This is a genomic window from Nostocoides sp. (genome assembly GCF_035343835.1).
In the GTDB taxonomy this organism is placed as follows: domain Bacteria; phylum Actinomycetota; class Actinomycetes; order Actinomycetales; family Dermatophilaceae; genus Nostocoides_A; species Nostocoides_A vanveenii.
The window spans coordinates 1-13,465 of the sequence record NZ_DAOQZV010000020.1; the positions used below are offsets into that span (position 1 = coordinate 1).

12 protein-coding genes, 2 tRNA genes and 2 pseudogenes are annotated in these 13,465 nt (G+C 67.9%); 5 read left to right on the forward strand and 11 right to left on the reverse strand.

Going from position 1 to position 13,465, the window contains the following annotated elements:
• Positions 1-381 (forward strand): annotated as a pseudogene (locus PKH97_RS02890) (hypothetical protein); the annotation flags it as partial.
• 40 nt (positions 382-421) lie between these two features.
• Positions 422-649 carry a hypothetical protein gene (locus PKH97_RS02895; RefSeq protein ID WP_324385902.1) on the forward strand — a complete coding sequence of 76 codons (228 nt, stop codon included), beginning with the start codon at positions 422-424 and terminating at the stop codon, positions 647-649.
• Between the two features lie 76 nt (positions 650-725).
• On the opposite strand, the gene PKH97_RS02900 is transcribed toward PKH97_RS02895, so the two are convergent.
• From PKH97_RS02900 to leuC, 3 genes are all read right to left on the reverse strand, one after another.
• Positions 726-1,370, reverse strand: a complete 645-nt coding sequence (locus tag PKH97_RS02900) for an HU family DNA-binding protein (protein ID WP_324385903.1) — start codon at positions 1,368-1,370, stop codon at positions 726-728.
• Between the two features lie 181 nt (positions 1,371-1,551).
• Positions 1,552-2,142 carry a 3-isopropylmalate dehydratase small subunit gene (gene leuD, locus PKH97_RS02905; RefSeq protein ID WP_324385904.1) on the reverse strand — a complete coding sequence of 197 codons (591 nt, stop codon included), beginning with the start codon at positions 2,140-2,142 and terminating at the stop codon, positions 1,552-1,554.
• Between the two features lies 1 nt (position 2,143).
• Complete coding sequence (gene leuC, locus PKH97_RS02910) at positions 2,144-3,559, reverse strand: 3-isopropylmalate dehydratase large subunit (RefSeq protein WP_324385905.1); 1,416 nt, start codon at positions 3,557-3,559, stop codon at positions 2,144-2,146.
• A 107-nt stretch (positions 3,560-3,666) separates the two neighbouring features.
• Between leuC and PKH97_RS02915 the strand changes: the two genes are divergently transcribed.
• Positions 3,667-4,419: an IclR family transcriptional regulator gene (locus PKH97_RS02915; protein ID WP_324385906.1), complete on the forward strand. Its 753-nt coding sequence runs from the start codon at positions 3,667-3,669 to the stop codon at positions 4,417-4,419.
• Positions 4,420-4,479: 60 nt separating this feature from the next.
• Here PKH97_RS02915 and PKH97_RS02920 read toward each other — a convergent pair.
• From PKH97_RS02920 to PKH97_RS02945, 6 genes are all read right to left on the reverse strand, one after another.
• A tRNA-Glu gene (locus PKH97_RS02920) sits at positions 4,480-4,555 on the reverse strand.
• A 69-nt stretch (positions 4,556-4,624) separates the two neighbouring features.
• Positions 4,625-4,696, reverse strand: a tRNA-Gln gene (locus PKH97_RS02925).
• Between the two features lie 150 nt (positions 4,697-4,846).
• Positions 4,847-5,368 carry a Uma2 family endonuclease gene (locus PKH97_RS02930; RefSeq protein ID WP_324385907.1) on the reverse strand — a complete coding sequence of 174 codons (522 nt, stop codon included), beginning with the start codon at positions 5,366-5,368 and terminating at the stop codon, positions 4,847-4,849.
• Positions 5,369-5,518: 150 nt separating this feature from the next.
• Positions 5,519-6,304, reverse strand: a complete 786-nt coding sequence (locus PKH97_RS02935; RefSeq protein ID WP_324385908.1) for an HAD family hydrolase — start codon at positions 6,302-6,304, stop codon at positions 5,519-5,521.
• On the reverse strand, positions 6,291-7,808 hold the full coding sequence (gltX, locus tag PKH97_RS02940; RefSeq protein ID WP_324385909.1) for a glutamate--tRNA ligase: 1,518 nt from the start codon (positions 7,806-7,808) through the stop codon (positions 6,291-6,293). The genes PKH97_RS02935 and gltX overlap by 14 nt, the downstream gene beginning before the upstream one ends.
• A gap of 22 nt (positions 7,809-7,830) precedes the next feature.
• The gene (locus PKH97_RS02945) at positions 7,831-8,604 is read right to left on the reverse strand and encodes a fumarylacetoacetate hydrolase family protein (protein WP_324385910.1); all 774 of its coding nucleotides are present in this window, start codon (positions 8,602-8,604) and stop codon (positions 7,831-7,833) included.
• Between the two features lie 69 nt (positions 8,605-8,673).
• On the opposite strand from PKH97_RS02945, the gene PKH97_RS02950 reads away from it, so the two are divergent.
• Both PKH97_RS02950 and PKH97_RS02955 read left to right on the forward strand, forming a co-directional pair.
• Positions 8,674-9,552, forward strand: coding sequence for a 3-methyladenine DNA glycosylase (locus PKH97_RS02950; protein ID WP_324385911.1), 879 nt, complete (start codon positions 8,674-8,676; stop codon positions 9,550-9,552).
• Between the two features lie 144 nt (positions 9,553-9,696).
• A pseudogene (locus tag PKH97_RS02955) lies at positions 9,697-10,410 on the forward strand (RtcB family protein); the annotation flags it as partial.
• Between the two features lie 3 nt (positions 10,411-10,413).
• On the opposite strand, the gene cimA reads toward PKH97_RS02955, so the two are convergent.
• Positions 10,414-12,012, reverse strand: a complete 1,599-nt coding sequence (gene cimA / locus PKH97_RS02960; RefSeq protein ID WP_324385912.1) for a citramalate synthase — start codon at positions 12,010-12,012, stop codon at positions 10,414-10,416.
• Positions 12,013-12,622: 610 nt separating this feature from the next.
• Complete coding sequence (locus PKH97_RS02965) at positions 12,623-13,195, reverse strand: DUF664 domain-containing protein (protein WP_324385913.1); 573 nt, start codon at positions 13,193-13,195, stop codon at positions 12,623-12,625.
• Positions 13,196-13,465 lie beyond the last annotated feature (270 nt).

A 13,465-nucleotide genomic window follows, 5' to 3' on the forward strand; every position in this document is an offset into this window, starting at 1 on the left:
GATGGGAGCGACTCGGCCTGGTTCCGGCACGCGGGCCCGGGCCCGGTCGCCGCCTTACTCGGGGACATCCCGTCGGCCCGCGCCGAGGACCTGGCGACCGCCCTCGCGGCCTGCGCCGCGGTCGGCCATGGCGTCGTCCCCGATCACACGGGCGTGGGCTCGGTGCTCCTGGCCGCGTATGACGGTGCCCTCACCCCGGCCTTCGGGCCCGCCTCCGCGCAGCACCACCTCGCCGCGGGCTACCGCCCCGTCGGGCAGGAACTGGCACGCCTGCGGCGCGATGTGGACGTGCACGATGACTTGGCCAGCGTGCTTGCGTTCGGGTGCGGACGGCATACGGCCGAGGTGCTCGCGGGCTGGGCGCCGATCGGCAGCGACTGACGCGCACGGCTCCGGCGCCGAAGCAGCCTAGAGTTGAGGGATGCAAGGCAGCGTCCACCGCTACGACATCGAGACCGGCGACGGGTCGGTGCTGCTCGATGACGGCCGCGAATTGCCCTTCCCCGGCGCGGCGCTCGACGGCAGCGGATTGCGCCATCTGCGGGTCGGTCAGCGTGTGAGTCTGGGTGTCGCCGGCCCCGGCACCGAGCGGCCGGAGATCACCCGGGTCTGGATCGTCGGCATCGGCGACGAGGAGTCCATTCGCTAGCGCCGCAATGCCTTTCGCCTAGACAAACGCGACTGCCCGGCACCTCAAAGGTGCCGGGCAGTTCGCGGTGCCGCGTTCAGGCCTTCTTGCGCGTCGTGGTCTTCTTGGCGGCCGTGGTCGACTTCGCGGCGGCCTTCGTCGGCGCTGCCTTCGCCGCCTTCGTGGCCGCAGCCTTGGTGGTGGCAGCCTTCGCCGTCGCAGCCTTCCCCGTGGCGGCCTTGGTTGCGGTGGCCTTGGTCGCCGCCTTCGCCGGCGCCGCCTTGGTCGTGGTCGTGGCGGCAGACTTTGCCGGAGCGGCCTTGGTCGCCGACTTGGCGGGCGCGGCCTTGGTGGTGGCGCGCTTGGCCGCGGCCGTTGTTGTCTTGGCGGCGGTCTTCGCCGGTGCCGCGGCGGCCTTGGCCGCGGCGCTAGAGGCGCGGGCGAGGGGGGTTACCTTCGGCAGGCTCTTGGGGTTCTTGACGTAGTCCTTGAACTTCGCGCTCGCGGTGAATCGCGGCACCGAGGTCTTACGGATCTTGACGACATCACCGGTGCGCGGGTTGCGCCCGGTGCGCGCAGCGCGCGCCGCCTTCTCGAAGGTCCCGAAGCCGGTCAACGCGACCTTGCCGCCCTTCGACACCTCGGTGACGATCGTTTCGAGCACTGCCTCGACGGCGTCGACGGCGGCCTTCCGGCTCCCGAGTCGCGCCTCGAGCGCATTCACCAGATCAGCTTTGTTCACGAGACCAACTCCGTTGTCACTTCGTGCCGGTTGGGCCGGCGACCCTCGGGGTCGTGCAACTTCGCCGACCTCCACCGCTGACGGTAGGGCGCGCGGGCGCGTTAGTCCACTATTGGCAAGCAACGAGTTTGTTGTGTCGCAACGACATTTGTTCGGCGACAGCCGATCATTAGAGCGAAAGTCAGGCGGTCACAGTCGGTTTGAAGGCCGGCCGCGTCTTCTCGTATGCCGTGATGTCGCCTTCGTGACGCAGCGTCAGGCCGATGTCGTCGAGCCCTTCGAGCAGACGCCAGCGCGTGTAGTCGTCGACGTCGAAGGGCACGACGATGTCGCCCGCGGTAATCGTGCGCGAGACCAAATCCACTGTGACAGAGGCACCTGGCTCGTTTTCGAGATACTTCCAGATCAATTCGACATCGTGCTGGGCGGCAACGGCGGTCAGCAGGCCCTGCTTGCCCGAGTTGCCGCGAAAGATGTCCGCGAAGCGCGAGGAGATGACGACGCGGAAGCCGTAGTTCATCAGCGCCCAGACCGCGTGTTCGCGTGAGGAGCCGGTCCCGAAGTCGGGGCCGGCGACGAGAACGGATCCCGCGGCATACGCCGGATCGTTGAGCACGAAACTCTCGTCGCCGCGCCACGCCGCGAAGAGGCCGTCCTCGAATCCGGTGCGCGTCACCCGCTTGAGATAGACGGCTGGAATGATCTGGTCGGTGTCAACATTGCTGCGACGCAATGGGACGCCGACGCCGGTGTGCGTCGTGAAGGCCTGCATGTCAGTTGCTCCCAGCGGTGACGGGCTCGAGGTCGGCGGGCGTGGACAAGGTGCCGCGGATGGCCGTCGCCGCGGCGACAAGAGGACTGACCAGATGCGTGCGTCCACCCTTGCCCTGGCGTCCCTCGAAGTTGCGGTTCGAGGTCGATGCCGATCGCTCGCCCGGCGTGAGTTGGTCGGGGTTCATGCCCAAGCACATCGAGCAGCCGGGCAGTCGCCACTCCGCGCCGGCCGCGGTGAAGACCGCGTCCAAGCCCTCGGCCTCGGCCTGCAGTCGCACGCGGGCCGACCCAGGCACGACGAGCATTCGCACGCCGTCCGCCACCGTGCGGCCCTTGACGATCGCTGCGGCAGCGCGCAGGTCCTCGATCCGGCCGTTCGTGCACGAGCCGACGAAGACGGTGTCCACGGCGATCTCGCGCAGGGGCGTGCCCGCGGTCAGCCCCATATAGGCCAAGGCGGCCTCCGCGGCGGCACGCTCGGTGTCGTCAGGGATCAGCGCGGGGTCGGGCACGGCCGCGCCGAGCGGCGCGCCTTGGCCGGGGTTCGTGCCCCATGTGACGAAGGGAGTCAGGCAGGAGGCGTCGATGCGCACGACCTCGTCGAAGGTTGCGTCGTCCTCGGAGCGCAGCGTCGACCAGTAGGCGACGGCATCGTCCCAGTCGGCCCCTGTCGGCGCGTGGGGGCGATCCTTGAGGTAGTCGAAGGTGGTCTGGTCGGGAGCGATCAGACCGGCTCGCGCACCGGCCTCGATCGACATATTGCAGACCGTCATTCGCGCTTCCATCGACAGCGCGCGGATCGCCGAGCCACGGTATTCCAGGACATAGCCCTGACCACCGCCGGTGCCGATCTTGGCGATGACGGCCAGGATGACGTCCTTGGCCGTGACGCCCTCGGACAGGTCGCCATCGACCTCGATGGCCATCGTCTTGAAGGGCTTGAGCGAGAGGGTTTGGGTGGCGAGGACGTGCTCGACCTCGCTGGTGCCGATGCCGAAGGCGAGCGCACCGAAGGCTCCGTGAGTGGAGGTGTGACTGTCGCCGCATACGATCGTCATCCCGGGCTGCGTCAGCCCGAGTTGGGGGCCGACGACGTGGACGATGCCCTGCTCGGCGTGGCCCATCGGATAGATCTCGACACCGAACTCGGCACAATTGCGGCGCAGTGTCTCGACCTGGGTCAGGCTCACTGGGTCGGTGATCGGACCGGGGGTGGTCGGGACGTTGTGGTCCTCGGTGGCCAGCGTGAGCTCGGGGCGCCGCACCTGGCGGCCGCTGAGCCGCAAACCGTCGAAGGCCTGCGGACTGGTGACCTCGTGGACCAGGTGGAGATCGATGTAGAGGATGTCCGGCTCGCCGTCGGCGCTGCGAACCACATGGTCCGCCCAAACCTTTTCGGCCAGCGTGCCTGCCATCATTGCCTCCAAGAAATGCGTGCGCGAACCAGGCGTCCCGGCCAGGCTCGCACGGGTTTAGGACCCTAGAACTTGCGTCTCAGGCAATGAGACGGCAATATCAAGACATGGACAACTCCAGTGGGGTCGGCGTCCTCGACAAGGCCGCCATCGTCTTGGGGGCTCTCGAATCGGGACCAGCCACCCTTGCTCAACTCGTCACGGCCACCGGCCTGGCCCGGCCGACCGCCCATCGCCTCGCGGTCGCCCTGGAGCACCACCGCCTCGTCTCCCGCGATCTGCAGGGCCGCTTTGTGCTCGGCCCGCGCCTAGGCGAGCTCGCCGCGTCGGCCGGCGAGGACCGCCTGCTGGCTGCCGCCGGCCCGGTGCTCGGGGCCTTGCGCGATCACACCAATGAGAGCGCTCAACTCTTCCGCCGGCAAGGCGACCACCGCGTCTGCGTGTCGGCCGCCGAGCGCCCGGTCGGCCTGCGTGACTCCATCCCCGTCGGCGCGACCTTGTCGATGCTCGCTGGCTCCGCCGCCCAGGTGCTACTTGCCTGGGAGGAGCCGGACCGGCTGCACCGCGGTCTGCACGGCGCTGCCTTCAACGCGACCACCCTCTCCGGCGTCCGACGTCGGGGCTGGTCCCAGAGCGTCGGTGAGCGCGAGCCCGGAGTGGCCTCGGTCTCCGCGCCCGTGCGCAGCCCCTCCGGTCGCGTGATCGCCGCCGTGTCGATCTCCGGCCCGATCGAGCGCCTCTCCCGCCAGCCCGGACGCCTGCACGCCGCCACGGTCATGGCCGGAGCCAACAAACTCACCGAAGTCCTGACCCGCCACGCCGCCGCCCAGGAAGCTGCCGCCCGCGCCCAGTCCGAATAGGGAAGCCGTCGCCGGCATACGCGAAGGCCCCCTGCCTGAGGACAGGGGGCCTTCGACTGCTGGTAGCCCCGACGGGGTTCGAACCCGCGCTACCGCCTTGAGAGGGCGGCGTGCTAGACCGCTACACAACGGGGCCGTGCTACAGCGGAGCAACCTTAGCCGACGGCCTAGTCAATCTCCGAATCACCGCGATCACAGTGCTGCGCTGGGGTACCAGGACTCGAACCTAGAATGAGTGAACCAGAATCACTAGTGTTGCCAATTACACCATACCCCAAGGGGTATCGCCTCCCCTTCGTGCCGAAGCACGCGCGGGCCGCGAACCGAAGGTGAATACTACCCGCTCCCCCGTTGGCCCCCCAAATCGCGGATGCTCACCGTTTGGTGCGCGTATGCCGGGTCACGTCACCAGGTCGGCCGGCACGACCTAGACCTCGACAGGCGTATGCAGACGCAGCGACTCGCTGCCCACGGCCCGGGCGACCTCGGCATACTGTCCGTCGCGCAGCTCCCACACGGTGATCGAGGGTTCGTCCGGATCGAGGACCCAGTACGCGGCACACCCAGCCGACTCGTAAAGCGCCCGCTTGATCCCCAGGTCGAAGTGCCGAGTACTCGGCGAGAGCACCTCAATGGCAAGCAGTGGCGCGACCGGCAGATCGCGATCGGTCAACGCACTCCGCGCTGCGATCAGCAGATCGGGTTGCAGCACCGTGGCCGGGCCGAGGACGACGTCGAGCGGCGCCGCGAGCAGGCGCTGCCCAGCCGGAATGGCTGGCAGCAAGCGCTTGATGAGCTCCAGTTGAACCAGTTGATGACGCGGACTCGGCGCCGGGGTCATGACCAACACCCCGTCGATGAGTTCATGTCGCCGCCCATCGTCCGGGAGCGCATCGAGGTCCGCCCGCGTGAACGGCGCCCCCGGCGAGACCGTGGTCATGACACTCATCGTCCCTCACTTTCCATCCCCCAATCCTGGCGGGCTCCCTGAGCGACTATGAGCGGTTATCACAGGTTCGCGACGAAGGAGCGAGGGTCCCACGCTCTGCGTGGGCAAACGTCCTCCGGGGGGGGTGTCCTTGAGCGTCGCGAGCCGATCTCAGGGCACCCGAAGGCCGAGCCACCCAGGGCGGACCACATCGAGCGAGTCGATGACCGCGATCCCCCGCCCCGTCACCTCCGCTCGGACGCCCTCGTCGAGGGCGCCGTCGCGCACCAGCCACGCCGCTCGGAGCCCCGCGTCGGCGGCCCCGAGCGGGTCGGCGTGCAGCTCGTCCCCGATGTGCAAGGTGCGCGCCGGGTCGGTTCCGAGTTGCCGGCAGGCCTCGTGGAAGGCGCGCGCGTCCGGCTTGCCGAAGCCGAGCGTGTCACGTGTGCAGACCACATCGGTGACACCAGCCAAGCTCGTATGCCGCAGCTTCGCCGCCGTATAGTCGGCGCCCGAGTTCGTCAGCAAGCCAATGCGTATACCGTTGTCCTGCAACGCTTTCAGGCAGGCGGGCGCGTCCTTGAAGGTCTGCAAGGCGGCCACGAACGCCGGCTCGTATGCCGCGTCGAAGGCCGCCCGAGCGACCTGCACGTCCGCTGCGCCCAGCCAGGCTCCGAGGTCCGCGATCCGCGCCGCCCGCATGGCAGCGAAGGTCAGTTCGCCGCGGGTGTAGGCCCCGAAGAACCCGCCGGGATCCGACCGGAACCGCACGCCCGCAATCGCGAGCCGTTGCGGGTCGGCGTCCGGCCAGACCACGGCCGCAGCGGCAGCGCCGGCCAGGTGCATCGCCGCCGCCGTGTCGATGAGCGTGTCGTCGAGGTCGAAGAGCACCCCGTCGATCAGCACGTCCTCGGCGGGGTGAGCCACGGCATACGGCAATCGGTCAGAGGGTGGCACGCAGGGCGTACAGGCGCGCCAGGGTCGAGGTCTTGCCGAGAATCTCCATCGATTCAAAGAGCGGCGGTGAGATCTTGGCACCGGCGACCGCCGTGCGCACCGGCCCGAAGGCGACTCGCGCCTTGAGGCCCAACTCATCCACCAGGACCCGACGCAGGGTCGCCTCGAGGTTCGCGGCATTCCAGGCAGTGCCGGCGATCAGGTCGGCCAGGTGGTCGTCGATGTCACCCAGCGCGGCGATCGCGGCATCGAGCACCCGCGGTGCATCCGCACCAAGGTCGGCCCGCGCGTCGTCGTTGATCACCAGCATGTCGTCGGCGGTGAAGAAGGGCGCGACCAGCGGCACCGACTCGCTCAACAAGACGATGCGGGTCTGGATCAGCTCGGCGACCGACTTCAACCGGCCCAACTCCCCCAGGCTCGGCGATCCGGACAACACACCGGCCCGCTCCAGATAGGGCAGCAACCGCGAGGTGAAATCACCGAGTTCGAGGTCGCGGATATAGACGCCATTGAGCCACTGCAGCTTCTTCAGGTCGAAGATCGGCCCGACCGGATTGACCTTCGCCCACGCGAAGTCGCGCGAGAAGTCGGCGAAGGTGAACTTCTCGACGTCATGGCCCTCGGCATCCTGCGCCGGCGGATAGGCAAGCAGCGCAAGGAAGTTCACGAGCGCTTCCGGCAGATAGCCCTCCTCGACGAACCACGTCAGCCGGGCCGCGGGATTCTTCCGTTTGGAGATCTTGGACTTGTCGGCATTGCGCAGCAGCGGCATGTGCGCGAACGCCGGCGCCTTGAGCCCGAGCCACTTGTAGAGCAGCAGGTGCTTGGGCGTGGAGGAGATCCACTCCTCGCCGCGCACCACATGGGTGATCTTCATCTCGTGGTCGTCGACGACGACGGCGAGGTGATAGGTCGGGAAGCCGTCGGCCTTGAGAATGACCTGATCGTCCGGCCGGGGGGCGTTGACATCGCCGCGGATCAGGTCGGTAAAGGTCAACTCGACGTCGTCGGGGATGAACATCCGCACGACCGGCTTGTCGGTGAAGCCGGGCAACTCGCGCCGTTCCGTCTCCGACTTCCCGTGACAGAGGCGGTCATACCCGGTGGGCTGCTTGTTCTTCTGTTGCTCCTCGCGCATCTGCTGCAGCCGCTCGGCGCTGCACCAGCACTTGTAGGCGTGCCCCGACTTCAGCAGCTTTTTGACATAGGGCTTGTAGGTGTCGAGCCGCTCGGACTGGCGGTAGGGGCCGACCGGGCCGCCGATATCGGGACCTTCGTCCCACTGCAGACCCAGCCAGTGCAGGGTGTCGAAAACCTGCTGCTCGCTGTCGGCGCGAAAGCGCGCCCGGTCGGTGTCCTCGATCCGCAAGAGGAACTGCCCACCCTGCTGACGGGCATACGCCAGGTTGAAGAGCGACATATACGCCGTGCCGACGTGCGGATCGCCCGTCGGCGACGGCGCGACGCGCAGGCGGACCGGACCGAGTTTGTGCTTGCTCACGGGTCGCAAGTGTAGGAGCGTGTCAGTCCCGCCGCAGGAACGGATTGGCCAGTATGCCGATCCCGTCGATCTCGACCTCCACCCGGCTGCCGTGGTCGACCGTGCCGACACCCGCCGGCGTCCCGGTCAGGATGACGTCGCCGGGCAGCAGCGTGAAGGCCTGGGTGAGGTAGGCGATGAGCGTCGGAATGTCGAAGATCAGGTCGGCGGTCGTGCCGTCCTGCTTGACCTCGCCGTCGACGCGGGTGACCAGGCGCAGATCGCTGACGTCGAGGTCGGTGGCGATCACCGGCCCGAGGGGACAAAAAGTGTCCATGCCCTTCGCGCGTGCCCACTGGCCGTCGCCGCGCTGCAGGTCGCGAGCGGTCACGTCATTGGCGCAGGTGTAGCCAAAAATCACCTCGTTGGCGCGCTCCTTGGGCACCGACTTCGCGATCCGGCCGATGACCACGGCCAACTCCCCCTCGTAGCTGACCTCCTGGGTGATCGAGGGGATGATCACGGGGTCGTCCGGGCCGACGACGGCGGTGTTGGGGACGAGGAAGACCAGCGGCGAGGTGGGAATGTCGTTGCCCATCTCCTTGGCGTGGTCGGCGTAATTGCGCCCGATCCCGAGCACCTTGCTGCGCGGGATGACGGGCGCGAGGAGTCGGACCGCGTCGGCCGGCACCCGCCGCCCGGTGAAGGTGACGCCCTGGTAGAGCGGGTCACCGACGATCTCGGCGATGACGCCGCCGTCCTCTTCCAAGACGCCGTATGCCGGGTCCTCCCCGGTCGTGAATCGCACGATTCGCATGAGGGTCAGCCTAAGCCGGGCGGGTTCGCCGGTGACCGGGGCCGCCCGACGCAGGGATAGCGTGGGAGTGTGCATCCGGTTCGCCTCCCCCCGACGGACTGGGCCGCCCGGGAAGTGGCGCACCTCGCCCGAGTCGAGGAGCTGGTGGCCGGCCACGAGGCTCGGCGTCGCGGTGCCGTCGCGCACCCCGTGGAGGACTTCCTCTTCGTCTACTACAGCAATCCGCCGGGCAAGCTGCGCCGGTGGCATCCCGGCCCCGGCATCGTGCTCGAGGACGCCGGACGTATGCCGCGCGCCTCCTGGCGCCACTACGTCACCGACAGCTGTGGCGGGGTCGCGCTGGACGTGGATCACTTTGCCGCAGAACGTGGTTCGACGGTTGCTTTCGTCCGCTCGCTGCTGGCGGCCACGGTGGGGCGGGCGCCGCATACGGGGTGTTTCGGGTTGCACGAGTGGGCGATGGTCTATCGCTCGCAGGAGGTGCGGCATACGGCCTATCCGTTGCGCCTGAGTCCGGCCGAGACGGACGAGGTGGTGGACGCGCACCAGATCCGGTGCACGCACTACGACGCCTTCCGGTTCTTCACTTCGGCGGCGTCCCCGCGAAACGCGTTGCAGCCCAACCGGGATTCGCAAGTTCAGCTCGAGCAGCCAGGGTGTCTGCACGCCGGGATGGACGTCTACAAATGGTGTTTCAAGCTCGGGCCACTGGTGCCCGGCGAGTTGACCCTGGATGCCTTCGATCTGGCCCGCGAGCTCCGCACGCTCGACATGCGTGCCTCGCCCTACGACCTGCGCGACCTCGGCTACGAGCCGATCCCGATCGAGACTGCCGCGGGCAAGGCGGCCTATGTCAGCGCGCAGCGTGCCTTCGCCGAGCGGAGCAATGCACTGCGCCGGCGCCTGCTCGAGGTCCTGGACACCGTTGCCCGCCCTGCCGTGCAGTAGCGGTGGCCGTGTTCGCCGCAAGTTGTCGTGCATGAGGTGCACTGGGCTGCACTTAATGCACGACAAGGAGGAGATACCTGTGGCCGCGTCGCCCGACTCTTGAGCGCCACGACGGTTCACCGCGACGTGGTCACCACGGAAATCCACTTCATCGAGATCACCCGGGACGAGACAGGTCGGATCTGGTTGTTCCTGCATTCGGGCTCTCGGGGTGTCGGCAACAAGATCGCCCAGCATCACATCGACGTCGCGCAGATGCTCTGCGAGCGGTGGTGGATTCCCTTGCCGCACAAAGACCTTTCCTACCTCGTGGAAGGCACCGACGAGTTCTGGGCCTACATCCGGCAGATGCGCTGGGCGCAGACCTACGCCCTGCTCAACCGTGAGGAGATGATGGATCGGTTGGTCGCCTGTGTCGAGAAGTGGCTCGGCGTCACGGTGGATCGGCACGAGGAGATCAACTGCCACCACAACTACACCGAGCAGGAGGAGCACTTCGGCAAGCCCGTCTGGCTCTCTCGCAAGGGTGCCATCTCGGCGCGGGCCGGCGAGCCCGGCTTGATCCCCGGATCGATGGGCACTGCGTCGTATGTGGTTGCGGGGCTGGGCAATCGACTTGCCCTGAACTCGGCGCCGCACGGTGCCGGCCGCGTGCACTCGAGGTCATCGGCCCGGCGCACCTTCACGATGGACCAGCTGCGCGAGGCGATGGCCGGCGTGGAGTTCCGCGACACCGATGCCTTCATCGATGAGATCCCGGCGGCGTACAAAGACATCGGCCAGGTGATAGCGGATGCGGCAGACCTGGTCGAGGTGCGGCATACGCTCCGTCAGCTGGTGAATGTCAAAGGGGATTAGGGCTCATCCGCGCCGGGGGGCGACCCCGGCGCGGATGAGGCCGAACGTCACCGACTCCAGGAGTGCGTCCCAGCTGGCTTCGAGAATGTTGGCAGCGACGCCGATGGTGGACCAGGTGGTCGAGCCGTCGCTGGTCTCGATCAGCACGCGCGTGATGGCGTCCGTGCCGTGCTCTGTGTCGAGGATGCGGACCTTGTAGTCAACGAGTTCCAGGTGCGCGATCTCCGGATAAGCACTCGAAAGCCCTTCCCGCAGAGCATGATCAAGCGCGTTCACCGGGCCATTGCCTTCACCGGTCGTGACCACACGCTCGCCGCCGGCAAAGACCTTGACCGTTGCCTCCGACAGCGCATCGTCCTCTCCACGGGAGTCGGTGATGACCCGCCACGACTCGACGTCGAAGTAGTCGGGCAGGCCGCCGTTCAGCTCGCGCCGGAGAAGCAACTCGAAGCTCGCGTCCGCGGCATCGAAGGTATAGCCGCGCAATTCCAGATCCTTGACCCGCGCGAGGACCTGGGCGACCTTGGCGGCATCGGCTTCGTCGCTGCCGTCAAGATCGAGACCGAGTTCACGCGACTTGAGTTCGATCGATGCCCGACCCGCCATGTCCGAGACCAGCATCCGCATGTCATTGCCGACCGCTTTGGGGTCGGTGTGCTGATAGAGATCCGGGTCGACCTTGATGGCGCTTGCGTGCAGGCCGGCTTTGTGCGCGAAGGCGCTCGACCCGACATACGGCTGGCGGCTGTAGGGCGCGACATTGGTGATCTCGCTGATCGCGTGGGAGATGCGGGTCGCTTCGGCGAGCCGGTGCGGTTCGAGGAGCTCGAGCCCCTGTTTGATCTGGAGGTTGGCGACGACAGTCACCAGATTGGCATTACCCGTGCGTTCGCCGTAGCCGTTGATGGTGCCCTGCACGTGCGTGGCTCCGGCGTCGATCGCGGCCATCGAGTTGGCGACCGCGCACCCGGTGTCGTTGTGGCAATGGATACCGACACGCGCCGAAGTGGTCGCGAGCACATCGGCGACGACGTCAGCAACCTCCGCCGGCAGCATCCCGCCATTGGTGTCACAGAGGGCGATCACCTCAGCGCCGGATTCGGCCGCGACGCGCACGGCCTCCAGCGCGTAGGCCCGATCGGTCGTATAGCCGTCGAAGAAATGCTCCGCGTCGAGGAAGACCCGCCGTCCCTCGCCACGCAGGAAGGTCACCGTGTCGCGGATCATCTCGAGGTTTTCCGCGAGCGTGGTGCGCAGGGCGCGCTCGACGTGACTGACATGGCTCTTGGCCACGAGGGTGACGACCGAGGCACCGGAGTCGAGCAGGGCACGCACCAGCGGGTCGGAGTCGGCCCGGCCGCCGGCCCGGCGGGTGGCGCCGAAGGCGGCGAGCGTCGCATTCTTCAGCCGCAGCTCGGTCTGCGCGCGCCGGAAGAACTCGGTGTCCTTGGGGTTGGCGCCCGGCCAACCGCCCTCGATGAAGCCGACGCCTAGATCGTCGAGGTGGGCCGCAATCGCCAGCTTGTCCGTCACCGAGAGGTTCAGACCCTCTTGCTGCGCGCCGTCGCGCAAGGTGGTGTCGTAGACGTGCAGGTCGCTCATCGCTCGCTCTTCTTCGCAGGACGTATGCCGTGTGGTCCGGGCGTCGCCCGGGGCTGGTCGCCGGCGACCAATCCCCGGGCCACGGCCCGACGCGTGTGTTGCCTGTTCATTGTCCGACGAGCGTGCGCCGCCTCCGGCCCGGGGGTGCGGACCGAAAACCCTAGCCCTGCCGGTCCCCCGCTCGGTTGCGATGTTTCCCGACAAAGCAAAAGACCCCCCGGGTGCGGGAGGTCTGCGCGACGAGAAACTCTCGTCGCGCTAGCCGATAATGATCGCCGCGGTGGCGGCAGTCTCAAACATCACGCATTCACCCTGACACGCCCCCGGGACGTTGCAGAACCGGGGTCCACATCGTGAACACGACTCTCGCCGGCCGGCCCCGGAGACGGGCGAGGGCGAGAGACTGGCGCGGCCGCCGGTTCGTCGGGTCCGTCACCTCTGCGGTCAGCGGCCGCGCTCAATCGCCCTCGCCTCGTCTCCGCGTCCAGCCGCCCTTGTCCTCTCCCACTCCCCGTCGCGTGAGCAGTCGAGTGACGTCGAGTGGGCGACGACGCGACGACGAGTGGCCGGCGTCGGCCACTCGACGTCCCTGATGGGCCACGAGACGGAACTACCAGGCCGGGAACTCCTGGTCGTCGGCGAGTTCGCCGTCGGCGCGGGCGTTGAGCTCGTAGGAGCCCTTGCCGTCGATCGACTCACGGATGATGTCGGCATGCCCGGCGTGACGGGCGACTTCGGCGATCAAGTGCTGGATGACCCAGCGCACCTGCCAGCCGACCAGCTCCGGCGGGTACCACGGCGCGGGCGGAGTCGGGACGATCGCGTCGAAGTCCGCGGACTCGACGATCTCGCCGAGCCGGCCAACGGCCTGGTCGTATGCCGTGAGGAGGCCCTCGATGGTCACCCCCGCGGGGTCGTCCATCTCGTAATCACCCCCATCGGCAGCGGCATTGGGGCCAGCGGGGAAGTTCGGCGCGGCGGCAACCGATGCGCACCAGCCGTCGGCCACTTGCGTCAGGTGGGTGATGAGCATCGCCGGCGTGAAGGCGCTCACCGACGGCCGCGCATGGATCTGCTCATTGGACAGCCCGTAAACCGTGCTGCGCGCCTGGGCGAACTGCTGGAGCAGAAATGTCTTCGCAACGGCGCGCTCGCCGCTTGCCTCGGGAGTAAGAAAGGCCATGGTCGTCTCCTTGCGTCTCTATCGATTGGTTCCACTCCAGCATGGCGAGCCATCCGGCCACATCCTGACCTGATGACGAGAGTCCGCCCGGGACTCGATCGAGCGGCAGGGCGGGGTGAGGAGGTGGGGGGATTGAGCGCGCCCGCTGACCGTCCGAGGTGACAGGCTGACCAAAGGATGCGGGCGCGCGAACCTCTCGCTCCCACCCCTCACCCCGCCCGGCCCCGCCACGCCCGGCCGCTGCCGCAGCCGGGCACACAGGACCGAGAC